This is a genomic window from Streptomyces sp. NPDC090798, assembly GCF_044768965.1.
GTDB lineage: Bacteria > Actinomycetota > Actinomycetes > Streptomycetales > Streptomycetaceae > Streptomyces.
Genome location: NZ_JBIVXA010000011.1, coordinates 128,044 through 153,428, shown reverse-complemented (window position 1 = coordinate 153,428; position 25,385 = coordinate 128,044). Strand labels below are relative to the sequence as shown.

Genomic DNA, 25,385 nt, shown 5'->3' with positions numbered 1-25,385 from the left:
CGTCAGCTTCTGTACGGGAGTACGGACCGATTCCTACCCTGGACTCAATCCAACAATGTGACGTGCGTCACAACAGGAAGGGTGTACGCCAGTACCGGGGAGGCCGTACGCCAGTAGCTCGCTCCGTCCGTACGCCAGTGGCGCGCTCCGGGCACCTATCCGGCCCGGTGCACCACCGCGTCCACCAGCTCCACGAGCGCGGCCTTCGCATCGCACTCGGGGAGCGGAACGAGCGCGGCGCGGGCCTCCTCCGCGTACCGCACGGTGTCACGGCGGGCCTGCTCCAGCGCGGGATGCGCCCGCAGCAGGGCCAGCGCCTCCGCGTGCCGGTCGTCGTCCGTGAGGTCGGAGTCGAGCAGCTCGCACAGCGCGATGTCCTCGGCGAGACCGAGCCGCTCCGCCCGCTCACGCAGCCGCAGCACCGGCAGCGTGGCGATGCCCTCGCGCAGGTCCGTACCCGGCGTCTTCCCGGACTCGTGCGAGTCGGAGGCGATGTCCAGCACGTCGTCCGCGAGCTGGAAGGCGACGCCCAGCCGCTCCCCGTACTGCGTCAGCACGTCCACGACCGTCTCGTCGGCGCCCGACATCATCGCACCGAACCGGCACGCCACGGCGACCAGCGAGCCGGTCTTGCCGCTGAGTACGTCGAGATAGTGGTCGACCGGGTCGCGCCCGTCGCGCGGCCCCGCCGTCTCCAGGATCTGTCCGGTGACGAGCCGCTCGAACGCCTCGGCCTGGACACGGACGGCCTCGGGCCCGAGGTCGGCCAGGGTGTGGGACGCGCGCGCGAAGAGGAAGTCGCCGGTGAGCACGGCGAGCGAGTTGCCCCAGCGGGTGTTCGCGCTGGGCACGCCGCGCCGCGCGTCGGCCTCGTCCATCACGTCGTCGTGGTACAGAGTGGCGAGATGGGTCAGTTCGACGACCACGGCCGAGGGCACGACACCCGGCGCGTAGGGGTCACCGAACTGCGCGGCGAGCATCACGAGCAGCGGACGGAACCGCTTCCCGCCGGCGCGCAGCAGGTGCTGCGCGGCCTCTGTGATGAAGGGGACCTCGCTCTTGGTGACTTCGAGCAGGCCCTCCTCCACAGCCGTCAATCCGGCCTGGATATCGGCTTCGAGAGCCTGATCCCGCACGCTCAGCCCGAACGGCCCGACGACGGTCACGAGAGGTTCTCCTGTCTGCTGACGATCACATGGCGAACTCGGTCGATCATTCGGTCGATGACACGGTTTGTCGATGTGTCGCTGCCATCACTCAAGTCAGCGTATCCGGTCACGTTTCGATCACCACGAGCGCCCACCGTCCCCACTGCCGACTTCCTCCCGACTTCCCTCTCCCCGCCACCCGATGTCCCCCGGGCGGCAGACAGTCCCACAGCCGGGCGGTACGGGATCACGAGCGGTATGTTCTTGATCGGTCGATACAGCCCGATATCAGACGTATTGACTGACCGGACGTGCCACAGGCCACTGAAGACACTGAGAACACCAAGCACACCAAGCACACCAAGCACACCGTGATGAGCATGCACATCCGTACGTCCTTCTCTCATGAGACGACTCACGAGGATCTGTGGATCCCTCTCCCGGACGGCACCCGCCTGCACGCGCGCGTGTGGCGCCCGCTGACCGACACGCCCGTCCCCGCGCTCCTCGAATATCTCCCAGGCCGGCTCACCGACCGGACCGCGCCACGCGACTGGCAGCGCCACCCCTGGTACGCGGGCCACGGCTACGCCTCCGTCCGGGTGGATGCCCGCGGTCACGGCAACTCGGAGGGGGTGCCGACGGACCCGTACGGGGAGGTCGAGCGGGCCGATGGGGTGGAAGTGATCCACTGGCTGGCGGACCAGCCCTGGTGCAGCGGCGCGGTGGGCATGTTCGGCATCTCCCGGGGCGGCTTCACCTCCCTCCGGATCGCGGCCCTCGCGCCCGAACCGCTCAAGGCGATCGTCACGGTCTGCTCGAGCGATGATCCCTATGACAACGACGGGCACCGCATGGGAGGTTCCGTCCTCGCCGTCGAGACGCACGCCCGGGCGGCCACGGCACTCGCCGATGTCGCCCGTCCGCCGGATCCGGCGCACGTGGGCCAGGTGATGTGGCGCGACATGTGGGTGAAGCGTCTGGAGACGGTGGAGCCGTTCATCCATACGTGGCTGTCCCACCCGACCCGGGACGCGTACTGGCGCCACGCCGGCGTGCGCGAGGACGGGGGATACGGAGGGATCCGGGCCGCCGTGCTTGCGGTGGGCGGCTGGCACGACCCGTACCGCGACACGGTGCTGCGGCTGGTCGAGAGCCTTCCCGCCGACCGCGTGCGCGGCCTGATCGGCCCCTGGTGCCACCAGTACCCGGACCGGGGCCTGCCGCCGGGCCCGGCGATCGGCTTCCTCCAGGAGACGCTGAGGTGGTGGGACCACTGGCTCAGGCCGGCCGATACGGTCCCCGAGCCCGATCCAGACGTGATCGGCAATCCCGACCTCGGTGTGACCGGCAATCCCGACCCCGGTGTGATCAACAACCCCAGCCCCGCCGGGACCGCTGATCGGGGCCCCGGCGCGACCGCCCGTCCGGACCCCGGCGCGACCGTCGCTCCGGACCCCGGCGAGGACAACGATCCGGACCCCGTCGTGAACAACCGCGACGTGATGGCGCAGCCCCTCCTGCGCTCCTACGTCATGGCCGCACACCCGCCGGCGACGACGTACCCGTCCCTCCCCGGTCGCTGGGTGGGCGACGCGGCCTGGCCCTCCCCCTCCGTGACCCCGATCGCGTACGCGCTGCGGGGCGCACCGGTGCTGGTGCGCTCCCCTCAGCACACGGGTGTGGACGCGGGCCGTTTCCGCCCCGTCGGGAACGACGCCGACCTGCCGCCGAACCAGCGGGAGGAGGACGCGAGGTCGGCCTGCTTCGAGTTCGAGGTTCCGGGGGAGACCTGGGTCCTGGGGCGCCCCAGGGTCCGCCTGCGTCTGACGTCCCGCTCCCCCTGGGGCCAGGTGATCGCCCGGGTCTGCGACGTCGCTGCCGACGGTTCCTCGACGCTGGTGACCCGGGGTGCTCTGAACCTGTCAGCGCGCTATGGCCCCGACCAGGCGGTCTCCTGGAATCCGGGCTCTACGGAGGACGTGGTTTTCGACCTGACCGCCATCGGCTACGCGTTCCCGCCCGGCCATCGCATCCGGCTCTCCCTGTCCTCCGCCTACTGGCCGTGGATCTGGCCCCAGCCGGGTTCGGCGGCGGGATTCATCCTGGACCCGGCGGGCAGCTGCCTCGAACTTCCGGTGCGAGCGCGGGAGTCCGACCCGGGGATCACCTTCGAGGAGCCGGAGCAGTCCGAACCCCTGGGAGTGACGTCCCCCGCCACCCTCGACGAACCCCGCCCCGAACGCCTGGTCGCCCGTGACGTGGCGAGGGGCGAGTGGCGTTCGGAGGTCGACCCCCGCCGGGACGGCACCCGTGTCCACCCGGACGGCCTCGAATGCACGGAGGAAGCCCTGGACACGTACACCATCGGCGAGTCGGACCCGCTCTCCGCCCGTATCCGCTCGACGAGGTCGATCCGTCTGCACCGGCCGGAGCTGCCTTGGGACGCCCGGGTCGAGACACGCTCCGAACTCAGCTGCGACGCCCGGGAGTTCATCACCTCGAACGAGCTGATCTGCAAGGACGGCGACGAGGTGGTCTTCCATCGGACGTGGGAGAGGAGAATCCCCCGGACGGCGGACTGGAGTCCCGACGGCGCCATGGGCAACCCTGAGGAGCATGGCGCGGACCGGTGAGTTCCTGATGGCCCTGGACGAGGGGATGCTCGCGTACTTCCGCGAGATGGCCGACGAGATGGTCACACGCTTCGGGATCCCCCGGGCCGAAGCGGTGGCGAGGATCAACAGGGCTTACGCGGGGCAGGAGTTCGGGCCTTATCCGGACCTGATGTGCCACGAACTCCCCGAATACTGGGCCTACGGCCTCTACTTCAAGCCCAACGCGGGCCGGCTCCCCGACGACGACCCCGACACGGACCTGTCCGTGTGGGAGGTACGCCCGGCTCCGCCCGCGGGCTCATCGGCCTGGACGCTCGACTCCTGATGTCCGTTTTGCCGCCAGTGCCGCTTTATTTCTACTTGGTCGCGTGAATTGGGTCACGCGCATGCGGGGTGGACTCTTTATCCCATCTTGACGACTTCCCCTTTGCATAAGGCAAGTTGAGCGTCACGTTCCGGATTAATCGGGCATTTTCCCCCTCATTTTTGCCAGGTGAAAGCGATCTACACCGGGAAATGAGGGCTTGTTCCGGACATGTGCTCTCGCATACGTTCACGTCGATCCGGACGGACCGCCCAATCCTGCCGCCGACCGGAATAACCCAGCCACCCACACACGCACGGCAGGAGCGGGGGACCCAGGTAAGCCGCCGATCCGGACACCGGAACGGCTAGGGGTGAAGTCGCACACACCGTGCGGCCGGGCAGCTCCCGCCCGAACCCGACAGCTCACCTCGCAGGCACCGGAGAGGAATTCGCCATGTCCGCACGAGGCAAACGCCACAGCTTCAAGACCCGCAGCATCCTCACTCGGGGCATCCTCGCCGCGGGAATGGGCGGAGTCGCGCTCGCCCTTCCGATCATGAGCGCGACCTGCGCACAGGCCGCCACCACCACCGACGTCCAGCTCATCACGTACAAGGTGGTCGCGGGCGACACCCTGGCCAAGATCGCGCAGAAGAACCCCACGAGCGGCGGCGCGGCGAAGCTGTACGCCGCCAACCGCGCGGTCATCGGCCCCGACCCGACGACGCTCCGCCCGGGCCTCACGCTGACCGTGGGCACCAGAACCATCAAAAGCACCACCAAGGCGACCCCGGCGCCCACCGCCAAGGCCCCTGCGAAGACGTACGCGAACAACCTCGACGGATGGATCAAGCACTCGCTGGACATCATGGCCCGCGCCAAGATCCCCGGCACCTACAACGGCATCCACCGCAACGTCATGCGCGAGTCCTCCGGAAACCCCCTGGCCATCAACAACTGGGACTCCAACGCAAAGGCCGGCATACCTTCCAAGGGCCTCCTCCAGGTCATCGACCCGACGTTCAAGGCCTACCACGTGCCGGGCACGTCGATGAACCCCTACGACCCGGTCGCGAACATCACGGCGGCCTGTAACTACGCGGCGGCGAAGTACGGCTCGATCGACAACGTCAACGGGCCCTACTGATAGGACTGGTGGGGCTGGTTGGGCCGGTAGGGCTGGTACGACTGCCGGGGCTGACGGGGCTGATGGGGTCGAAGAGACTCGGACGGCTGCCGGGACCCACGCGGCTCTCCGGACTCCCGGAACCGGTCCGACCGGCCCGGGAACAACCGCTCCAGCACCACCGCGATCCCGTCGTCCTCGTTCGACAGCGTCACCTCGTCGGCCATCGCCTTCAGCTCCGGATGGGCGTTGGCCATGGCGACCCCCTGCGCGGCCCAGTCGAACATGGGGATGTCGTTGGGCATGTCACCGAAGGCGATGGTGGCGGCGGGAGTGAGACCGAGGTGAGCGGCGGCGAGTGCCAGACCGGTCGCCTTGGTCACGCCGCATGGCTGGAGTTCGACGGTCCCGGGCCCCGACATGGTGACGGTGGCCAGCGAGCCCACCACACCCCGGGCCGCCGAGGCCAACTCGTCGTCGGACAGCGACGGGTGACGGAGCAACACCTTGCTGATCGGCTCCGTCCACAGGTCGTCGCGGCGGTGCACCCGTACCGCCGGAAGCGTCGGATGCGGCATCACGTATCCCGGCTCGATGAGCGTCAGCCCGTCCACGCCGTCCTGGTCCACCGCGGCGTAGAGCAGCCCGACCTCCGCCTCGATCTTGCCGAGCGCGGTCTCGGCGAGTTCCCTGTCCAGGGTCACCGACCACAGCAGGCGGTCCGCCGCCGCGTCGTACAGCTGCGCCCCCTGCCCGCACACCGCCAGTCCCGCGCCGCCGAGTTCGTCGAGCAGCGGTCGAACTCTCGGCGCCGGGCGCCCCGTCACGACCAGGTGCCGGGCGCCCGCCTCGGCCACCCTCGCCAACGCGGCCCGGGACCGGTCGGAGAGGGTGTCGTCGCCGCGGAGCAGCGTTCCGTCCAGGTCAGTGGCGATAAGTGAATATGCAGTCGGAGCGGCCATGATCCGAAGAATACGGATCGAACGACTCATCGGCCCGGCGTGAACCGGACGACGTCCGGTATCCCGTCAGCAACGCCGTTCACCGTACGGGGCGTACCGGGCGTACAAAGTGCACTTCCGCGCCGCCCACCGAAGCGGGCGGTACGAAAAGACTCCGAGCGGAATGTCACTCCAGAGGATGACGCGGCTGCGGTGACTGTGGCCGTCTGAACCCAACACGAGCTCCGACACGGCGGGTTGGACCCGACCCGCCGTGTGGCCCACCAGCCACCGTCCCCTCCGGCCCTACGGACCCCGCCACCTCACCCGTGCGCGCCCGCCAAGTGCTTGGCCAGCCGCGGCGAAGCGAACTCCGTACCGCACACGAAGCGCATCACCGGCCCGTACGAAGCCGCCGCCGGCAACCCCGTGAAGTACAGCCCGGGCACCGAGGAGCGGTACCCGGCACCGAGCTTGGGAGTGCCGCGGCTCACCGCGAGCGCCGTACGCAACTCGTGTCCCAGGAAGTCCATCGCGGCGATGTCGACGCGATAGCCGGTCGCAGCGATGACATGGTCGGCGGAGAGCTCCTCGGCCCGGCCGCCCGGGGTCCGCACGGAGAGGACCGGACGCCCGTCGGAGACATCGGCGCGAACGATCCCGGAGACCTCGCTGACCTCGACCTTGCCCTCGAAGCGGTCGCGCAGCCACCACGCCCCGAGGGGACCGAGCACCCGGCGGACCAGGTGGTGCCGGGCCTCGGCGGGCAGATAGCGGTAGGGGTGCGGGTAGTAGCTGAGCGCCCACAGGGACCAGGCGCGTCCGAAGGGCGACTCGGGACGCAGCCTCGGCTGCTTCCAGGGCGGCGCGCCGAAGGCGACCCTGCCCCGCCCCCGGGACACCACCCGCACCCGCGCGCCCGCCTCCGCCGCGAGCGCCGCCGTCTCCAGCGCGGACTGGCCCGCGCCGACGACGATCAGTTCCTTGCCGGAGAACCGGGCGAGGTCGTGGTGCTGGGAGCTGTGCGAGACGGGGCCGGTGGGTGTGGGTCCGTCCGCCGCCGCGCCGCCGAGCTCGGGCGGCAGATGAGCGAGTCCGTACAGTCCCGTGGCCACGACGACCGCCCGCGCCGTGAACGACTCCCCCGAGTCCAGCTTGAGTTCGAAGCCCTCGCCGCCCCGGCGGTCGACGGACACGACCCGCACCCGCTCCAGCTCGGGCACCAGCTTCTGCTGGAACCACTCGCCGTACGCGATGAACGTCTCGACCGGAATGATGTCCTCGTCCGTGACGAGCCGGCGGATCCCCGCCGCGTCGCAGTAGTCGGCGATCGTGTGGCCGGGCTGCGGGGCGTCGAGGCTGGACGCGGCCGGGGTCGACTTGAGGAGCATCCCCTCGGGCATGTGGTCACGCCAGCTCACCATGGGCTCGCCGAACACGCGCACCGGTACGCCGCGCGCCCGCAGATGAGCGGCGGTGGACAGGCCGAACGGACCGGCACCGATGACTGCTACCGGATGAATCACGAAGTCCCTCCCCAGGACGTACTTTCGTCACTTCGCGGTCGTACTGGTACTGCTGCCACGGCGGTTGGTCCGCCACAGCTGATACAGATGCTTCGCGCCCGGCCGCACGAAGCGCGCGAGCATCGTGAAGAACGGCCGCAGGTCGTCACCCGCGAGCCAGGCCAGCTCCGTACCGCTCGCGCGAGCCGGCGCGTGCGGGGTCGTGTAGCCACTGCGCCGGTAGGCGAGCAGGGCCGGCAGGTCGATGTTCTCCACGATGTACCGGTGACCGGCCCGCTGTTCCCCTTCGGGAACGGTGCGCCCGGTCAGGTCGAGGTGCATGGCACGGACGACGTCGATCCCCGACTCGTTCTCGAAGAGCCGGAACTGCGCGCCCATCCGGGGGTTGAAGTCGAGGAGTTTGTACTGTCCGTCGCGCCGGTCGAAGCGCAGGTCGAGGTCGATGACGCCGCTGAAGCCGATCTGTTTGATGAAACGCGCGGCGAGGTCGGCGAGTTCAGGATTGTCGACGACGTACGCGTTCGCCGTCATTCCCGCGTGCGGCGGCCAGGAGCGGACCTTCACACCCGTGAACATCGCGAGCGGCGTCGAGTCCGCGTCGAAGTAGGCGTGCACGATCCAGTCCTCCGCCTCCTCCCTGGGCAGGTACTCCTGGAGGATCACGCCCGGCTGATCGCCCCAGTCCCGGGCGAGTGACAGCAGTCCCTCCCGGGTCGGGATCCTCGTCGTCCCGTTCACCGCCGGCTGACTGCGGCGTACGAACGCCTCACGGTTCTTGGCGACGATCGGAAACCGGGCGCTCTCGGCGAACGCCACGATCTCGTCGTACGACTGTGGAAAGGCCGCCGCCGGACTGGGGATGCCGTGTTCCGCACAGAGTTCGTGCAGGCCCTGCTTGCTGGCGAGGCGCCGGGGCAGTTTGGCGTCCACCCGGGGAAAGAGGAACCGCTCCCCCAACTCCTCCTGGTGCTCGGCGATCAGGACGGCCGCCTCCTCGTCCGTCGGGACGAGCACCGTCGGCCGCCCGATGCGGGCCCCGATCCGCAGCAGCCCCTCGACGAGACGCTCCGGCTCCTCCGTCCCAGTCGTCGGCCAGACGAAGGCACGGCGCAGATAGCGTGAGGCCGCGGCAGGCGTGTAACGGTCCTCGGTGATCGCGTACATGGGTATGCCGAGGCGGCCCAGACTCCGGATGGCGCCCACACCGCCGTGGTGCAGCGGATAGTCGCCAAACTTCACGATCAGGCCCGGAACGTTCCGATCGGCGTCGACCGGCACGCCACCGACACTCCTGGCCACGGGTCCCCCCACGTGTCCCCCCCTACGGACCGGACCCACCCCGTCCATGTCCCCAAAGGACGCTAAGCCGGAATTACCGCGTCCGACAAGGCCTATTCGGACATTGCGAACTCTTTAGGCACTGTCGAGGCAACTCCTCGGGTACCGCCCCTGCGACTCGGGACAACTCGCGGCGACTCACGGCGACTCTCTGGGCACTGCCACAGCACGTCACTCCCCCGTAACCTGTGCCGCGACCACCCGGAACACGTGAAACACCCACACCTGCACCGCGCGGATCACACGGCAAGACAGTCACACGGATCACACAGCGCGCACGACCACGAAAGCGAGGCACCACCCGATGCCCCCCTTCGACGTCCCCGAGGGCGATCCCTTCGGCCCGCACAACCTCCCCTACGGCGTCTTCTCCCGGGCCGGAGCGTCCGAGCGGAGCGTCGGCGTCCGGCTCGGCGACCACGTCCTCGACGCGGGAGCGACCGCCCGGGCACTCGGCTCCCCGTACGCCGAACTGCTCGCGCAGCCCACCCTGAACCCGCTGCTCGCCGCCGGCCGCACGGCCTGGTCCGACGTACGCCGCGCACTCACCGCCTGGGTGACGGTCCCCGCCCACCGGGAGACCATCGCAGCCTTCCTGCACCCCCTCTCCGAGGTGACCCTGCACCTCCCCTTCGAGGTCGCGGACTACGTCGACTTCTACGCCTCCGAGAACCATGCCCGGAACGTCGGACAGATCTTCCGCCCCGACGCCACCGACTCCCTCACCCCCAACTGGAAGCACCTGCCGATCGGTTACCACGGCCGCTCCGGCACGGTCGTGGTGTCGGGCACGGAGGTGGTCCGCCCCTCGGGCCAGCGCAAGGCTCCTTCCGACACCGCCCCCGTCTTCGGCCCCTCCGTCCGGCTCGACATCGAGGCGGAGGTCGGCTTCGTGGTCGGCGCACCCTCGACCAGGGGCACGCCCGTCCCCCTCTCCTCGTTCCGCGACCACGTCTTCGGCCTCTGCCTCCTCAACGACTGGTCGGCGCGCGACATCCAGGCCTGGGAGTACGTCCCTCTCGGCCCCTTCCTCGGCAAGTCCTTCGCCACCTCGGTATCGGCCTGGATCACCCCGCTCGACGCACTGGACGACGCACGGGTCGCACCCCCGGCCCGCACGCACCCCCTCCTCCCCTACCTGGACGACACCGAGGACGAGCCCGGCGGCTACGACCTCCGTATCTCCGTCGCCGTCAACGGCCACGTCGTCTCCGAACCCCCCTTCTCCACCATGTACTGGACGGCCGCCCAGCAACTGGCCCACATGACGGTCAACGGAGCCTCCCTGCGCACCGGCGACCTGTACGGTTCGGGAACGGTCAGCGGCCCCTCCGAGCACGAGCGCGGCTCCCTCCTGGAACTCACCTGGAACGGCCGCGACACCCTCGACCTCCCCGACGGCAAGCGGGCCTTCCTGGAGGACGGCGACGAGGTCACCCTGACGGCCTGGGCCCCGGGCCCCGGCGGCACGCGGGTGGGGCTGGGCGAAGTGACGGGCCGCATCACCCCGGCACCCAACCCCTCCTGACTCCGGCCCGGAATGGTCCGGGGACCGCAAACCCCGGCGGGGTACGGGGGCGAAGCCCCGCGACGTCCCGAGGGCACACGGCCCCGGGATGCGGAGGCAGCAGACCCGCGATGCCCCGAGCACGCAGCCCCGGCGGGGTACGGGGGCGAAGCCCCGTGGTGGTCCCCCGGGGAGGGAAGTCCCCAGGGGGTCGAAGGGGCGGAGCCCCTGGGATGGGACGGGTAGGGGCGGCGGGGGCGAAAACCCTACCCCGCCGGCCCCACGCCCCCGCGCCCCGCGCCACCACCCCCGCCCCCACACCGCGCCGCCACGGGTGGCAGATCTCCCCTCCTCCCGACCAAAACCGCAGGCCAACCCCCGGCTCTCACCGTCGGCAGGTGGCGCAACACTCCGGCAACACCACCACCCGCACCCCGTCGGTATGGTCCGTCGCATGCCCACCGAACGCATCCGAGAGCACGCCGGCCCCGGCGCGACCACCGTCGCCGCCCACCGGCGTCGGCTGCGCGCGGACCGGGCGAGGCAACTCGCCGACCTGCTCCGCCACCAGGTGCTGACCGGCGGCTTCCCGGACGGCACCCTGCCGCACGAAGCCGCCCTCGGCACCGACTACCGCACCTCGCGCAACACCGTCCGCCAGGCCCTCGGCCTGCTCCGCGCGGAAGGCCTGGTGGACCGCCTCCCCGGCGTCGGCACGGTCGTCGTCGCCCAGAAGTACCCGCACGGACTCGACCGGCTGATGGGACTCGCGGAGACCCTGCGCGAACACGGCCACGTCACCAACGAGGTCCGCACGGTCGGCCCCGTGGCCGCGCCCACCCCCGTGGCCGACCGCCTCCGTATCGCCCCCGGCGCCGACGTCCTCTACATCGAACGACTCCGCCGCCTCGACGGACTCCCCCTCTCCCTCGACCTCACCTACATCCCGCTCGACCTGGGCACCGCTCTGCTCGGCGCCGACCTGGAGAACACCGATGTCTTCCGTCTCCTGGAAGCCATCGCCGGCCAGCCGCTGGGGCACGCCGAGATCACCCTGGAGGCGGTCAACTCCGACGCGCACTCGGCGGCCGTCCTGCAAGCGCCCCGCGGTGCGGCCGTCCTCATGCTGGAGCGGCTCACTCACCTCGCCGACGGCCGCCCCGTGGACCTGGAGTTCATCCGCTTCCGCGGCGACCGCATCACGATGAGCGGCCGGCTTCGCCGCGTGCTCTGACGCCTCTCTTCACCACGTCGCCGTCACCTCCCTTCCTCTCCCTTCCTCACCGCACCGCCCCTGCACCACCACGCCCCTTCACCCCTTCATCGTTTCGAAGGGCCCTTCCGGTTCATCCCACGCACGACTTTTCTGGAGACAGCCATGCCCTTGGCGCCCCAGCGGGCCGACGTGCCCGTGACCATCGACGAGTCGAAGTGCATCGACGGCTGCACGCTCTGCGTGGACATGTGCCCGCTGGACTCCCTCGCCATCGACGAGAGCAACGGCAAGGCGTACATGCACGTCGACGAGTGCTGGTACTGCGGCCCCTGCGCGGCCCGCTGCCCCACCGGGGCCGTCACGGTCAACATGCCCTACCTCCTCCGGTGAGAGGACCGGACTCCCATGAAAACCAAGGCACTCACCGCCCTCGCCACGGCCGCCCTCGTACTTCCTCTCACCGCCTGCGGCAGCGGCGCCACGACCAGCGCCGGCTCCACGGTCACCATCACGGTCGGCTACCAGTCCAAGACCATCAACACCGTCACGGCGGGAACCCTGCTTCGTTCCCTCGGCTACTTCGAGAAGGAGCTCAGCGCCCTCGGAGACGGCACGACGTACAAGGTGAACTGGCAGGACTACGCGACCGGCGCACCGATCACCGCCCAGATGACCGCCGGGAAGATCGACATCGGCTCGATGGGCGACTTCCCGCTGCTGATCAACGCGGCCCGCGGCAAACAGCTCGGCCGCCCCACCCGCCTCGTATCCGTCACCGGCTACAACCTCCGAGGCGGCCTCAACACCATCGTCACGGCACCGGACTCGAAGCTCGCCACCCTCGGCGACCTGCGCGGCAAGAAGGTGTCGACCAGCATCGGTTCGGCGGCCGACGGCACCCTCGTACGCGCCCTGCGGCGCGCCGGAATCGACCCGGACAAGGGCATCCAGAAACTCAACCAGCAGCCCGCGGTGGGCGCTTCGGCCCTCGCCGCGGGCAGCACCGACGCGCTCTCGCAGTTCGTCGCCTGGCCCGGCCTGCTCGCCTTCCAGGGCAAGGCCAAGGCCCTGTACGACGGCGCCGCACTCGATCTGCCGACCTTCCACGGCGTCACCGCACGCGAGGACTTCGCGAAGAAGCGCCCGGCCGTGCTGGAGGCCTTCCTCAGGGCCCAGTCGGAGGCGACGGCCTACCTGCACGACCAGCCCCTGGCCGCCGCCCAGAAGGTCGCGAAGGCGACCGATCTGCCCGCTGAGGTCGTCTACCTCTACAACGGCGCTCACGGCGTCGCCACCTTCGACCCGGCCCTCAAGCCCCAGCTGATCTCCGCGCTGAAGAAGGACGTCTCCGTCCTGAAGTCGGCGAGGCTCGTGGGCGACGTCGACGTGGACGCCTTCGTCGACGACCAGTACGTGAAGCGCGCCCTCGGCCCGACCGCGTACACCGATCAGCTCGCCGCGTCACCTCCACCGGCCGCGAGCGAGGTGTGGCCCAAGGGCGCCTCCTCGACCCGCACCTTCACCTCCCCCTCCTCTCTCCTCCACTACGTGTCCTCCCACCGCGACACCGTCCGCGCCGCGTACGTCCCCGACGCCGCGACCGGCACTCTGTGGTTCGCCGACCGGGCGGTGTGGGTGGCCGACGGCGGCGACCTGCGCCCCTTCGTCACGGCGGCGACCGCCCAGGCGTACCTCGCCGCCCACCAGGGCGCGCGCACGATCTCGTACGTCTCGGCGCTGGAGCGGGCGTCATGACCCGGTATCTCGTCAGGGCCGCGTCGCTCGCCGCGGCCCTGACCGCCTGGCAGCTGCTGACCAGCCTGAACGTCGACCTCTGGCTGCGCTTCTCGCAGTTCCCCACCGTCGCCGACGTGGCCCGTGCCTTCGGTGACCGCCTCGGCGGCCACGACTACTGGACGGACCTCACCGACAGCCTCACCCGGATCCTCACCGGCTTCCTGCTGGCGGCCGTCCTGGGGGTGGCCACGGGCGTGCTCGTCGCCCGCTCGCGCCTCGCCGAGGACCTGCTCGGCCCGCTGGTGGAGGTGGTCAGGCCGATCCCCGCGATCGCGCTCGTCCCCGTGGCGATCCTCCTCTTCCCCGACAACGAACAGGGCATCGTCTTCATCACCTGCGCCGCCGCCTTCTTCCCGGTCCTGGTCTCCACCCGGCACGCGGTTCGGGCCCTGGCCCCCGTGTGGGAGGAGGCGGTGCGCACCATGGGCGGCGGCCGATGGCGGGTCCTCGGCTCGGTCGTCCTGCCCGGCGCCCTCCCCGGGATCTTCGGCGGTCTCTCGGTCGGCATCGGCGTCTCGTGGATCTGTGTGATCTCCGCCGAGATGATCTCCGGCCAGTACGGCGTCGGCTACCGCACCTGGCAGGACTACACCGTCGTCGACTATCCCGGTGTCTTCGTCGGCATGGTCACGATCGGTGTGCTGGGCTGGGTCACCTCCACCGCCGTCGAGCGCGTGGGGCGGTGGCTCACCCGCTGGCTGCCACGCACCGAGTACGTCGCCGGGGTGCGCCTGCGCAAGGCCCCCGGCCCAATCTCGTCCGTCCCGGAGCCTGTCCGGGAGGAGGGGGTGCGCGATGAGCACCTCGTCTGAGACCGGAACGCCCGTCGCCGCGCGCGGCACCCGGCTGGCCCTCACACGCGCCTCGCTCGGCCGTCCCGGCGCCCCCGTCCTCGAAGGCGTCGACCTGGACATCACTCCCGGCGAGATCCTCACCGTCGTCGGCCCCTCCGGCTGCGGGAAGTCGACCTTCCTGCGCACCCTCGCCGGGTTGCTGCCCGTACTCGCCGGAACCCTCGCCCAGGACGGTCGCCCCCTGGTGGGCCCCGGTGCCGACCGGGCGCTCGTCTTCCAGGAGGACGCCCTTCTTCCCTGGCGCACCCTGCGCGCCAACGTCGAACTTCCGCTGGCCATCAAGGGCTCGTCCCGCACCGAGCGGCGCGCGCAGGCCTCGGTCTGGCTCGCCCGCGTCGGACTCGCCGACCGGGAACGGCAGTTGCCGCACCGCGTCTCCGGCGGCCAGCGCCAGCGCGTCCAGCTCGCCCGCGCCCTCGCCGGAGCACCCCGCGCCGTCCTCATGGACGAACCCTTCGGTGCCCTCGACGCCCAGACCCGCGCCGGCATGCAGGACCTCCTCGTCGAGGTACTGCACGGCACCGGAGCGACCGTCGTCTTCGTCACCCATGACGTGGACGAGGCGCTGTTCCTGGGCGACCGGGTCGCACTCCTCGGCTCCGGGCACCCGGCCGACGACGGCGGTCCCGGCAGCCCCGGCCGGCTTCTCTCCGTACGTGAAGTACCGCGTCCGCGTGAGCGATCCGCACTCGACGACCCGGCGCGGCTCGCCCTGCGCCGCGAGGTCCTCACGTCCCTCAGTACCTGAAAGGCAACCTCGTGGACACCCCCGTGGACACCCTCGTGGAGATCCCCGCGCTCGCGGACGCCGAAGAGCTGTCCTGCGACGTCCTCGTCATCGGCGGCGGCACGGCCGGCACCATGGCGGCACTCACCGCCGCCGAGCACGGGGCCGACGTCCTCCTCCTGGAGAAGGCGCACGTCCGCCACTCCGGCGCTCTCGCCATGGGCATGGACGGCGTCAACAACGCGGTCATCCCCGGCCGCGCCGAACCCGACGACTACGTCGCCGAGATCACCCGCGCCAACGACGGCATCGTCGACCAGTCCACCGTCCGCCAGACCGCGACCCGCGGCTTCGCGATGGTGCGGCGCCTGGAGTCGTACGGCGTGAAGTTCGAGAAGGACGAGCACGGTGAGTACGCCGTCCGCCAGGTGCATCGCTCCGGCTCGTACGTGCTGCCGATGCCCGAGGGCAAGGACGTCAAGAAGGTCCTCTACCGGCAGTTGCGGCGCCGCGAGATGCGCGAGCGCATCCGCATCGAGAACCGGGTGATGCCGGTACGGGTCCTCACGGCGAAGGGGCGTGCGGTGGGTGCCGCGGGCTTCAACACCCGCACAGGGCGGTTCGTCTCCGTACGTGCCGGGGCGGTGATCCTCGCGACCGGCGCCTGCGGCCGCCTCGGCCTGCCCGCCTCCGGCTATCTCTACGGCACGTACGAGAACCCCACCAACGCCGGTGACGGCTACGCCATGGCCTACCACGCCGGCGCCGAACTCACCGGCATCGAGTGCTTCCAGATCAATCCGCTGATCAAGGACTACAACGGTCCCGCCTGCGCCTACGTCGCCAACCCCTTCGGCGGCTACCAGGTCAACCGGCACGGCGAACGCTTCGTCGACTCCGACTACTGGTCGGGCCAGATGATGGCCGAGTTCGCCGCCGAGATCGCCTCGGACCGGGGCCCGGTGTACCTCAAGCTCAGCCATCTCCCCGAGGAGTCGATCAGCGCCCTCGAGTCCATTCTGCACACCACCGAACGCCCCACGCGCGGTACCTTCCACGCCGGTCGCGGGCACGACTACCGCACCCATGACATCGAGATGCACATCTCCGAGATCGGCCTGTGCGGCGGCCACTCCGCTTCGGGCGTACGGGTCGACGACCACGCCCGTACGACCGTGCCGCGCCTGTACGCCGCCGGGGACCTGGCCTGTGTCCCCCACAACTACATGATCGGCGCGTTCGTCTTCGGCGACCTCGCGGGAGCGGACGCCGCCCAGTACAAGCCCTACGAGGGCGAGTTGCCGCAGGATCAGCTGAGCGACGCGCACGAACTGATCTACCGCCCGCTGCACCATCCGGACGGGCCCCCGCAGTCCCAGGTCGAGTACAAACTCCGCCGCTTCGTGAACGACTACGTGGCGCCGCCAAAGTCCGGCGCCCGGCTCTCCCTCGCCCTGGAGGCGTTCGAGCGGATGCGCACGGACATCGCGGAGATGGGTGCCCGCACTCCGCACGAGCTGATGCGGTGCGCCGAGGTCACGTTCATCCGCGACTGCGCGGAGATGGCGGCCCGCGCCTCCCTGGCCCGCACGGAGTCCCGCTGGGGCCTGTACCACGACCGCACGGACCATCCTGCGCGCGACGACGCCTCCTGGTTCCACCACCTCGACCTGCACAAGTCCCCCTCCGGCTCCATGGAGTTCACGGCCCGTCCCGTGGCCCCCTATCTCGTCCCGGTTCCCGATTTCGCCCCGACGGGCGGTCCCTCCCGACACCTCGGCGAGGTCCACCCGGAGGGGGTCGCCACGGCGGGGGCACGGGACGCCGCGCCGGTGGCCTCGGTGCCCCCTTCCGTCCCGGTCCCTGCCAGCGATCCCGACGGCAGGGGACTCGACCACACCGGCGCCTGCACCTCGCCCCGCCTCCTCGAACTCCTCGCCCTCACGGAACAGGAGCCCCAACTCACCGCAGTGCTGCCCTACTTGGACGACCCGTCCCCCGCTGTCCGACGCTCGGCCGTCGACGTCCTCACCGAGACCGTGCCGCCCGGTACCGGACCCGCCCTCGCCGCCGCACTCCGGGACCCGCACGGCGACGTACGGGCCACCGCCGCGGCCTCGCTGCGTGAGCTGGTGGAGACCCTGCCGGCCGAGCCGGACCTGCGCGAGGGCCTCGCCGCCGCCCTCACCGAGGACGATCCCGTCGTACGCGCCGCCGCCCTGGACGTCCTGCGCGCGCTGCGCCTGGGCGACGCGGATCTGTTCGCGGACGCCCTCGCCGATCCCGAAACCGCCGTCCGCGTCGAGGCCGTGCGCGCGCTGGTCTCCGTCGACGCCGCGGAGCCCCTGAGCCGGGCCGCGGCCGACTCGTCCCGCGAGGTCCGCGTCACGGTGGCCAAGGCCCTCGCCAACGTGACCCCGGGCAGGCTCGTCGAGGGCACCCTCGACCGGCTCACGACCGACCCGGACGCCCTGGTCCGGGCAGCGTCCTTCGCGACGCTGGCCGTCACCGGCTGCCCGGCGTCCCTGGCCGCGCGTGCCGTCGCCGTCCAGGCCGACCCCGCCTGGCAGGTGCGCTCCGGCGCCGCGACCGCCCTGTCCGCCGCGGCGGCCGCGGTCGCCGTCCCGGCGCTCGCCCGGGCCCTGGAAGACCCGAACGCCGACGTCCGCAAGGCGGCGGTCCTGGCCCTCGTACGGCACTCCGCGATCGACGAGGGCGCCCGCGCGGCCCTGGCCACGGCCACGGCGGACTCCGACGCGGATGTCAGGGCGTACGCGTCACGGGCCCTGTGACCACAGGGTCGGGCAGGGGGCCGGGGCGCCCTATATCCAGTCCTCCGGCTCCGGTTCCGCGTCCATCTCGGGCCAGTCCGGGTCCGGTGCCTCAGCGGCCGCGGGAGCCGGCGCTGCTGCGGGGGCGCCGCCGCTCAGGGAGGCGAGCACTCCGATCACGCCCTCTCCGTACGTCGCGAGCTTCTTCTCGCCCACCCCGCTGATGCCGCCGAGGCCTTCGACCGAGGTGGGCCACACCGTGGCGATCTCCCGGAGCGTGGCGTCGTGGAAGATGACGTACGCCGGGACGCCTTGTTCCTTGGCCTGCTCGGCGCGCCAGGAGCGCAGGGCCTCGAAGGCGGGGACGAGCTCCTGGGGCAGGTCGGCCGCGGCGGCCTTGGCCTTGCGATCGCCCCGCGAGGACGAGGAGGACGACGAGCGGGAGACGGTGGGCTTCGGCGGCTCCTTGCGGAGCGGCACCTCGCGCTCGCGCCGCAGCACCGTCCCGCTCTCCTCGGTCAGCACCAGCGTCCCGTACTCGCCCTCGACCGCGAGCAGGCCTTGCGCCAGCAACTGCCTCGCCACGCCGCGCCATTCGGACTCGGCGAGCTCCTCACCGATGCCGAACACGGACAGCTGGTCGTGATCGAACTGGATCACCTTGGCGGTGCGCCGCCCCAGCAGGATGTCGATGATCTGACCGGCGCCGAACTTCTGGCCGCGCTCGCGCTGCAGCCGTACCACCGTGGACAGCAGCTTCTGTGCCACGACCGTGCCGTCCGAGGTCTCGGGCGGTGCGAGGCACGTGTCGCAGTTGCCGCATGCCGGGGTGTGCGGGTCCTGGCCGAAGTAGGCGAGGAGCTGGGAGCGCCGGCACTGGACCGTCTCGCACAGGGCCAGCATCGAGTCCAGGTGAGCGGCGGCCCGGCGGCGGAACGCCTCGTCGCCCTCCGAGCCCTGGATCATCTTGCGCTGCTGGACGACGTCCTGAAGCCCGTAGGCCATCCATGCCGTGGAGGGCAGTCCGTCACGGCCCGCGCGTCCCGTCTCCTGGTAGTAGCCCTCGACCGACTTGGGCAGGTCGAGGTGGGCGACGAACCGCACGTCCGGCTTGTCGATACCCATGCCGAAGGCGATGGTGGCGACCACGACCAGGCCCTCTTCGCGCAGGAAGCGCGACTGGTGGGTGGCGCGGGTGCCCGCGTCCAGACCCGCGTGGTACGGCACCGCCTCGACGCCGTTGCGGGAGAGGAACTCGGCCGTCTTCTCGACCGAGTTGCGCGAGAGGCAGTACACGATGCCCGCGTCGCCCGCGTGCTCGTCGCGCAGGAAGGACAGCAGCTGCTTCTTGGGGTCGGCCTTCGGGACGATCCGGTACTGGATGTTGGGACGGTCGAAGCTCGCCTCGAAGTGGCGGGCGGTCGGCATGGCCAGGCGCTGGGTGATCTCCTTGTGCGTCGCGCGGGTGGCCGTGGCCGTGAGCGCGATGCGCGGGACGTCCGGCCAGCGCTCGCCGAGCAGTGAGAGCGCCAGATAGTCGGGGCGGAAGTCGTGGCCCCACTGGGCCACGCAGTGCGCCTCGTCGATCGCGAAGACGGAGATCTTCCCGCGTGACAGCAGGTCCAGCGTGGTCTCCAGGCGCAGCCGCTCCGGAGCGAGGTAGAGCACGTCGAGCTCCCCTGACAGGAACTCGGCCTCCACCACGCGCCGCTCGTCGAAGTCCTGCGTGGAGTTCATGAACCCGGCGCGCACGCCCAGCGCGCGCAACGCGTCCACCTGATCCTGCATCAGCGCGATGAGGGGGGAGACCACGACTCCCGTACCCGGTCTGACCAGGGCCGGAATCTGGTAGCAGAGCGACTTGCCGCCACCCGTCGGCATCAGGACGACGGCGTCACCGCCCGCCACCACGTGCTCGATGATCGCTTCCTGCTCGCCGCGGAAGGCGTCGTACCCGAAGACCCGGTGGAGCGTGGCCAGCGCCTCGCTCTCTCCCAGCGTCTCCGTCGCGTCCGCTTCGGTCATCACACCCGTCCCGCCCATCGTCCTGTCCCCCGTACGTCGCGCCTCGACCACTGCGTCCACGATAGGGGTCCGCGCCGACAGCCCGAGAGTTATCCACAGGCTGCGACCGATCGGCTTCCCTACGCACTCGCGTCCGGCCGGCCTCGCTCCCCCGCACGGCGCGCCCTGCGCGCGTTCAATCCGCTGGCCCCACTCACATGGCGACGCCTCTCCAGCCGGGAACGCACGTGCCCGGTCCGTCCGGGCCAGGCGGCTCAGACCGGACACGCGATGCGCTGATCACAGCTCGGGCCCCGCTCCCTCACGAGGAGGAAGCGGGGCCCGGCCCGTGCGTGGTTCAGCGGACGAAGACTCCCGCCTGGCTCGCCAGGTTCAGGAAGTACTGCGGCGCCACACCGAGCACCAGCGTGACCGCCACGCCGAACCCGATCGCCGTCATGGTCAGCGGCGAGGGCACGGCGACCGTCGGTCCCTCCGGCCGGGGCTCGCTGAAGAACATGAGCACGATCACACGGATGTAGAAGAACGCCGCGATCGCCGACGAGATCACACCGACCACGACCAGCGCGCCCGCGCCGCCCTCCGCCGCCGCCTTGAAGACGGCGAACTTCCCGGCGAAGCCGGAGGTCAGCGGGATACCCGCGAACGCCAGCAGGAAGACCGCGAAGACGGCCGCGACCAGCGGTGAGCGGCGTCCGAGGCCCGCCCACTTGGACAGGTGCGTGGCCTCGCCACCCGCGTCCCTGACCAGGGTCACGACCGCGAAGGCCCCGATCGTCACGAACGAGTACGCGCCCAGGTAGAAGAGGACCGACGAGACGCCGTCCGGCGAGGTCGCGATGACGCCCGCGAGGATGAATCCGGCGTGCGCGATGGACGAGTACGCCAGGAGCCGCTTGATGTCGGTCTGGGTGATCGCGACGATCGCACCGCCCAGCATGGTGACGATCGCGACGGCCCACATGACCGGCCGCCAGTCCCAGCGCAGCCCCGGCAGGACGACGTACAGCAGTCGCAGCAGCGCCCCGAAGGCGGCCACCTTCGTCGCCGCGGCCATGAAGCCGGTGACCGGTGTCGGCGCGCCCTGGTAGACGTCGGGGGTCCACATGTGGAACGGCACCGCGCCGACCTTGAAGAGCAGGCCCATGACGACCATCGCGGCGCCGATGAGCAGCAGCACGTCGTTGCCCATGGTGCCGGCGAGCGCCGGGTCGACGTTCGGGATCGTGCCGTCCACGACCTGCGCGATCTTCGCGTACGACACGGAGCCCGCGTAGCCGTAGAGCAGGGCGATGCCGAAGAGGGTGAACGCGGAGGCGAAGGCGCCGAGCAGGAAGTACTTGACCGCGGCCTCCTGCGACATGAGCCGCTTGCGGCGGGCCACGGCGCACAGCAGATAGAGGGGCAGCGAGAAGACTTCCAGCGCGATGAACAGTGTCAGCAGGTCGTTGGCCGACGGGAAGACCAGCATGCCGCCGATCGCGAAGAGCAGCAGCGGGAACACCTCGGTGGTGGTGAACCCGGCCTTCACCGCGGCCTTCTCGCTGTCGCTGCCGGGCACGGAGGCGGCCTGCGCGGCGAACGAGTCGACGCGGTTGCCGTGCGCCTCCGGGTCGAGCCGTCGCTCGGCGAAGGTGAAGACACCGAGGATGCCCGCCAGCAGGATCGTGCCCTGCAGGAACAGGGAAGGTCCGTCGACGGCGATCGCGCCCATGGCCGCGATGTGCGCCTTCGTGGTGCCGTATCCGCCCGCCGCCAGTGCGATCACCGCGGCGAAGGCGGCGGCGAGCGCGACGACGGACAGGAACACCTGCGCGTAGTAGCGGGCCTTGCGCGGCACGAAGGCCTCGACGAGCACCCCTACGAGCGCCGCCCCGATCACGATCAGGGTGGGCGACAATTGCCCGTATTCGATCTTCGGCGCGTCGATCTTGGAGATCGGTCCGGCCGCGGTTGTCCACAGGCTGTGGACAGCTGCTGTGCTCACTTGGCCGCCTCCACCTCGGGCTTGGGGTCCGTCTTATGGACGTCGGACATGGTCTGCTGGACCGCCGGGTTGACGATGTCGGTGACCGGCTTCGGATAGACGCCCAGGAAGATCAGCAGGGCGATCAGCGGGGCGACCACCAGGAGCTCACGCACCCTGAGGTCGGGCATCTTGGCGACCTCCGCCTTCACCGGGCCCGTCATCGTCCGCTGATAGAGGACGAGTGTGTAGAGCGCGGCGAGGACGATGCCGAAGGTGGCGACGATGCCGACGGCCGGGTAGCGCTCGAACGCGCCCACCAGGACCAGGAATTCACTCACGAAGGGCGCGAGCCCGGGGAGCGAGAGGGTCGCGAGGCCGCCGATCAGGAAGGTGCCCGCGAGCACCGGGGCGACTTTCTGCACCCCTCCGTAGTCGGCGATCAGACGCGAACCGCGCCGCGAGATCAGGAAGCCCGCCACCAGCATCAGGGCGGCGGTCGAGATCCCGTGGTTGACCATGTAGAGCGTCGCGCCCGACTGGCCCTGGCTGGTCATCGCGAAGATGCCCAGGATGATGAACCCGAAGTGCGAGATCGACGCGTACGCCACCAGCCGCTTGATGTCCCGCTGGCCGACCGCGAGCAGCGCCCCGTAGATGATGCTGATGAGGGCGAGGACGAGGATGACCGGCGTCGCCCACTTGCTCGCCTCCGGGAAGAGCTGGAGGCAGTAGCGGAGCATCGCGAAGGTGCCGACCTTGTCGACCACCGCCGTGATCAGTACCGCGACCGGCGCCGTGGCCTCTCCCATGGCGTTGGGCAGCCAGGTGTGCAGCGGCCACAGCGGCGCCTTCACCGCGAACGCGAAGAAGAAGCCGAGGAACAGCCACCGCTCCGTGCTGGTCGCCATGTGCAGCGAGCCGTTGGCGCGGGCCTGCACGATCTCCTGGAGCGAGAAGTTTCCGGCCACTACGTAGAGGCCGATGACGGCGGCCAGCATGATCAGACCGCCGACCAGGTTGTAAAGGAGGAACTTCACCGCGGCGTAAGAGCGTTGGGTCGCCGCCGCGTCGTCCCCGTGCTCGTGGGCACGGTCCCCGAAGCCGCCGATGAGGAAGTACATCGGGATCAGCATGGCTTCGAAGAAGATGTAGAAGAGGAAGACGTCGGTGGCCTCGAAGGAGATGATCACCATCGCCTCGACGGCCAGGATCAGGGCGAAGAAGCCCTGGGTCGGCCGCCAGCGCCTGTTCCCCGTCTCCTGCGGGTCGGCGTCGTGCCAGCCCGCCAGGATCACGAACGGGATCAGCAGCGCGGTCAGCGCGACGAGCGCCACCCCGATGCCGTCCACGCCCAGCTCGTAGCGCACCCCGAAGTCCTTGATCCAGGCGTGGGATTCGGTGAGCTGGTAGCGGTCGCCGCCGGGATCGAAGCGTACGAGCACGATCGCGGCCAGGACGAGCGTAGCGAGCGAGACGAGCAGCGCCAGCCACTTGGCGGCGACGCGTTGCGCGGCCGGCACGGCGGCCGTGGCGATCGCCCCGATCGCCGGGAGCGCCGCCGTCGCTGTCAGCAGAGGAAAGGACATCGGTATCAGACCGCCCTCATCAGCAGGGTCGCGGCGACGAGGATCGCCGCACCGCCGAACATCGAGACCGCGTAACTGCGCGCATAGCCGTTCTGCAACTTGCGCAGCCGCCCGGAGAGGCCGCCCATGGAGGCCGCGGTGCCGTTGACGACCCCGTCGACCAGGGTGTGGTCGACGTACACCAGGGAGCGTGTGAGGTGCTCCCCGCCGCGCACCAGCACGACGTGGTTGAAGTCGTCCTGGAGCAGGTCGCGCCGGGCGGCCCGGGTGAGCAGGGAACCGCGCGGGGCGACGACCGGGACGGGGCTGCGCCCGTACTGGGCGTACGCGATTCCGGCGCCGACGACGAGCAGCACCATGGTGGCCAGCGTGACCGTGAGGGCGCTGACGGGCGAGTTGCCCTCCGAGTGCCCGGTGACCGGCTCGAGCCAGTTGAGGAAGCGGTCGCCGATGCTGAAGAAACCGCCCGCGAAGACCGATCCGAAGGCCAGCACGATCATGGGGATCGTCATGGACCTCGGGGACTCGTGCGGGTGCGGCTCATGGCCTTCGGCGTCCGGCTGCCAGCGCTTTTCCCCGAAGAAGGTCATGATCATCACGCGGGTCATGTAGTACGCCGTGATGGCCGCGCCCAGCAGGGCCGCGCCGCCGAGGATCCAGCCCTCGGTGCCGCCCTTGGCGAAGGCCGCCTCGATGATCTTGTCCTTGGAGAAGAAGCCGGACAGGCCCGGGAAGCCGATGATGGCGAGGTAGCCGAGTCCGAAGGTGACGAAGGTGATCGGCATGTACGTGCGCAGGCCGCCGTACTTGCGCATGTCGACCTCGTCGTTCATGCCGTGCATGACCGAGCCGGCACCGAGGAACAGTCCGGCCTTGAAGAAGCCGTGCGTCACCAGGTGCATGATCGCGAAGACGTAACCGATGGGGCCGAGGCCCGCGGCCAGCACCATGTAGCCGATCTGCGACATCGTCGAACCGGCGAGCGCCTTCTTGATGTCGTCCTTCGCGCAACCGACGATCGCACCGAACAGGAGCGTGACGGCGCCGACCACGGTGACGACGAGCTGGGCGTCGGGCGCCGCGTTGAAGATCGCGGCGGAGCGGACGATCAGGTAGACACCCGCGGTCACCATGGTCGCGGCGTGGATGAGGGCCGAGACCGGGGTCGGGCCCTCCATCGCGTCCCCGAGCCAGGACTGCAGCGGCACCTGGGCGGACTTGCCGCAGGCGGCGAGCAGCAGCATGAGGGCGACGGCGGTGAGCTTGCCCTCGCTCGCGCCACCGACGAGCCCCGGGTGCCCCTCGGTACCGAGCACCGGCCCGAAGGCGAAGGACCCGAAGGTGGTGAACATCAGCATGATGGCGATCGACAGGCCCATGTCGCCGACTCGGTTGACCAGGAAGGCCTTCTTCGCGGCGGTGGCGGCGCTGGGCTTGTGCTGCCAGAAGCCGATCAGCAGGTACGAGGCGAGACCGACGCCCTCCCAGCCGACGTACAGCAGCAGGTAGTTGTCCGCGAGGACGAGCAAAAGCATCGCCGCGAGGAACAGGTTCAGGTAGCCGAAGAAGCGGCGGCGCCGCTCGTCGTGCTCCATGTAACCGATCGAGTACAGGTGGATCAGGGAGCCGACGCCGGTGATCAGCAGGACGAACGTCATCGACAGCTGGTCGAGCTGGAAGGAGACGTCCGCCTGGAAGCCCCCGACGGGGACCCAGCTGAACAGGTACTGGCTCATGGCCCGGTGGTCCGCGCTCTTGCCCAGCATGTCGGCGAAGAGGATCGCGCCGATCACGAAGGACGCGGCCGCGAGCGCCGTGCCGATCCAGTGGCCGACGGCATCGAGCCGCCGACCGCCGCACAGCAGTACGGCCGCTCCGAGCAGAGGCGCCGCTACCAGCAGCGCAATCAGGTTCTCCACGATTCAGCGAC

Annotated in this window: 18 protein-coding genes and 1 riboswitch; of the genes, 10 read left to right on the top strand and 8 right to left on the bottom strand. The window is 70.3% G+C overall.

Annotated elements, in window-relative coordinates:
* Positions 1-155: 155 nt before the first annotated feature.
* The gene (locus tag ACIQTP_RS24500) at positions 156-1,166 is read right to left on the bottom strand and encodes a polyprenyl synthetase family protein (protein WP_403403049.1); all 1,011 of its coding nucleotides are present in this window, start codon (positions 1,164-1,166) and stop codon (positions 156-158) included.
* A 356-nt stretch (positions 1,167-1,522) separates the two neighbouring features.
* Between ACIQTP_RS24500 and ACIQTP_RS24495 the strand changes: the two genes are divergently transcribed.
* From ACIQTP_RS24495 to ACIQTP_RS24485, 3 genes are all read left to right on the top strand, one after another.
* Positions 1,523-3,784: a CocE/NonD family hydrolase gene (locus tag ACIQTP_RS24495; RefSeq protein WP_403403416.1), complete on the top strand. Its 2,262-nt coding sequence runs from the start codon at positions 1,523-1,525 to the stop codon at positions 3,782-3,784.
* A complete protein-coding gene (locus ACIQTP_RS24490) occupies positions 3,768-4,091 on the top strand; it encodes a hypothetical protein (RefSeq protein ID WP_403403046.1) in 324 nt (107 codons plus the stop codon). Before ACIQTP_RS24495 ends, ACIQTP_RS24490 begins: the two co-directional genes overlap by 17 nt.
* Positions 4,092-4,360: 269 nt before the next feature.
* Positions 4,361-4,522, top strand: a riboswitch (cyclic di-AMP (ydaO/yuaA leader).
* A 4-nt stretch (positions 4,523-4,526) separates the two neighbouring features.
* Positions 4,527-5,219: a transglycosylase SLT domain-containing protein gene (locus ACIQTP_RS24485; RefSeq protein ID WP_403403044.1), complete on the top strand. Its 693-nt coding sequence runs from the start codon at positions 4,527-4,529 to the stop codon at positions 5,217-5,219.
* Here ACIQTP_RS24485 and ACIQTP_RS24480 read toward each other — a convergent pair.
* From ACIQTP_RS24480 to ACIQTP_RS24470, 3 genes are all read right to left on the bottom strand, one after another.
* A complete protein-coding gene (locus ACIQTP_RS24480) occupies positions 5,213-6,160 on the bottom strand; it encodes an HAD family hydrolase (protein WP_403403041.1) in 948 nt (315 codons plus the stop codon). The genes ACIQTP_RS24485 and ACIQTP_RS24480 overlap by 7 nt on opposite strands.
* Before the next feature lie 302 nt (positions 6,161-6,462).
* Positions 6,463-7,665, bottom strand: a complete 1,203-nt coding sequence (locus tag ACIQTP_RS24475) for an FAD-dependent oxidoreductase (RefSeq protein WP_403403038.1) — start codon at positions 7,663-7,665, stop codon at positions 6,463-6,465.
* 27 nt (positions 7,666-7,692) lie between these two features.
* Positions 7,693-8,943 (bottom strand): ATP-grasp domain-containing protein, encoded by a 1,251-nt coding sequence (locus ACIQTP_RS24470; protein WP_403403035.1) that lies wholly within the window; start codon positions 8,941-8,943, stop codon positions 7,693-7,695.
* 364 nt (positions 8,944-9,307) lie between these two features.
* Here ACIQTP_RS24470 and fahA point away from each other — a divergent pair, with 364 nt between their 5' ends.
* The 7 genes from fahA to ACIQTP_RS24435 all read left to right on the top strand — a co-directional run bounded on the left by fahA (position 9,308) and on the right by ACIQTP_RS24435 (position 17,896).
* Complete coding sequence (gene fahA / locus ACIQTP_RS24465) at positions 9,308-10,531, top strand: fumarylacetoacetase (protein WP_403403032.1); 1,224 nt, start codon at positions 9,308-9,310, stop codon at positions 10,529-10,531.
* A 433-nt stretch (positions 10,532-10,964) separates the two neighbouring features.
* Positions 10,965-11,744 carry a GntR family transcriptional regulator gene (locus tag ACIQTP_RS24460; protein ID WP_403403029.1) on the top strand — a complete coding sequence of 260 codons (780 nt, stop codon included), beginning with the start codon at positions 10,965-10,967 and terminating at the stop codon, positions 11,742-11,744.
* Between the two features lie 144 nt (positions 11,745-11,888).
* The gene (locus tag ACIQTP_RS24455) at positions 11,889-12,116 is read left to right on the top strand and encodes a ferredoxin family protein (RefSeq protein WP_010986276.1); all 228 of its coding nucleotides are present in this window, start codon (positions 11,889-11,891) and stop codon (positions 12,114-12,116) included.
* A 15-nt stretch (positions 12,117-12,131) separates the two neighbouring features.
* A complete protein-coding gene (locus tag ACIQTP_RS24450; protein WP_403403026.1) occupies positions 12,132-13,481 on the top strand; it encodes an ABC transporter substrate-binding protein in 1,350 nt (449 codons plus the stop codon).
* Entirely contained in the window at positions 13,478-14,335 is an 858-nt protein-coding gene (locus ACIQTP_RS24445) for an ABC transporter permease (RefSeq protein ID WP_403403023.1), read from the top strand. Before ACIQTP_RS24450 ends, ACIQTP_RS24445 begins: the two co-directional genes overlap by 4 nt.
* Positions 14,319-15,125 (top strand): ABC transporter ATP-binding protein, encoded by an 807-nt coding sequence (locus ACIQTP_RS24440; RefSeq protein WP_403403020.1) that lies wholly within the window; start codon positions 14,319-14,321, stop codon positions 15,123-15,125. The genes ACIQTP_RS24445 and ACIQTP_RS24440 overlap by 17 nt, the downstream gene beginning before the upstream one ends.
* 11 nt (positions 15,126-15,136) lie before the next feature.
* A complete protein-coding gene (locus ACIQTP_RS24435; RefSeq protein WP_403403018.1) occupies positions 15,137-17,896 on the top strand; it encodes a fumarate reductase/succinate dehydrogenase flavoprotein subunit in 2,760 nt (919 codons plus the stop codon).
* Between the two features lie 30 nt (positions 17,897-17,926).
* Here ACIQTP_RS24435 and recQ read toward each other — a convergent pair whose 3' ends face one another.
* The 4 genes from recQ to nuoL all read right to left on the bottom strand — a co-directional run bounded on the left by recQ (position 17,927) and on the right by nuoL (position 25,374).
* A complete protein-coding gene (gene recQ, locus ACIQTP_RS24430; protein ID WP_403403413.1) occupies positions 17,927-19,918 on the bottom strand; it encodes a DNA helicase RecQ in 1,992 nt (663 codons plus the stop codon).
* A 319-nt stretch (positions 19,919-20,237) separates the two neighbouring features.
* Positions 20,238-21,887, bottom strand: coding sequence for an NADH-quinone oxidoreductase subunit NuoN (gene nuoN, locus ACIQTP_RS24425; RefSeq protein ID WP_403403015.1), 1,650 nt, complete (start codon positions 21,885-21,887; stop codon positions 20,238-20,240).
* Positions 21,884-23,455, bottom strand: coding sequence for an NADH-quinone oxidoreductase subunit M (locus ACIQTP_RS24420; RefSeq protein WP_403403012.1), 1,572 nt, complete (start codon positions 23,453-23,455; stop codon positions 21,884-21,886). Before ACIQTP_RS24420 ends, nuoN begins: the two co-directional genes overlap by 4 nt.
* A gap of 5 nt (positions 23,456-23,460) precedes the next feature.
* The gene (gene nuoL / locus ACIQTP_RS24415; protein WP_403403009.1) at positions 23,461-25,374 is read right to left on the bottom strand and encodes an NADH-quinone oxidoreductase subunit L; all 1,914 of its coding nucleotides are present in this window, start codon (positions 25,372-25,374) and stop codon (positions 23,461-23,463) included.
* Between the last annotated feature and the right edge of the window lie 11 nt (positions 25,375-25,385).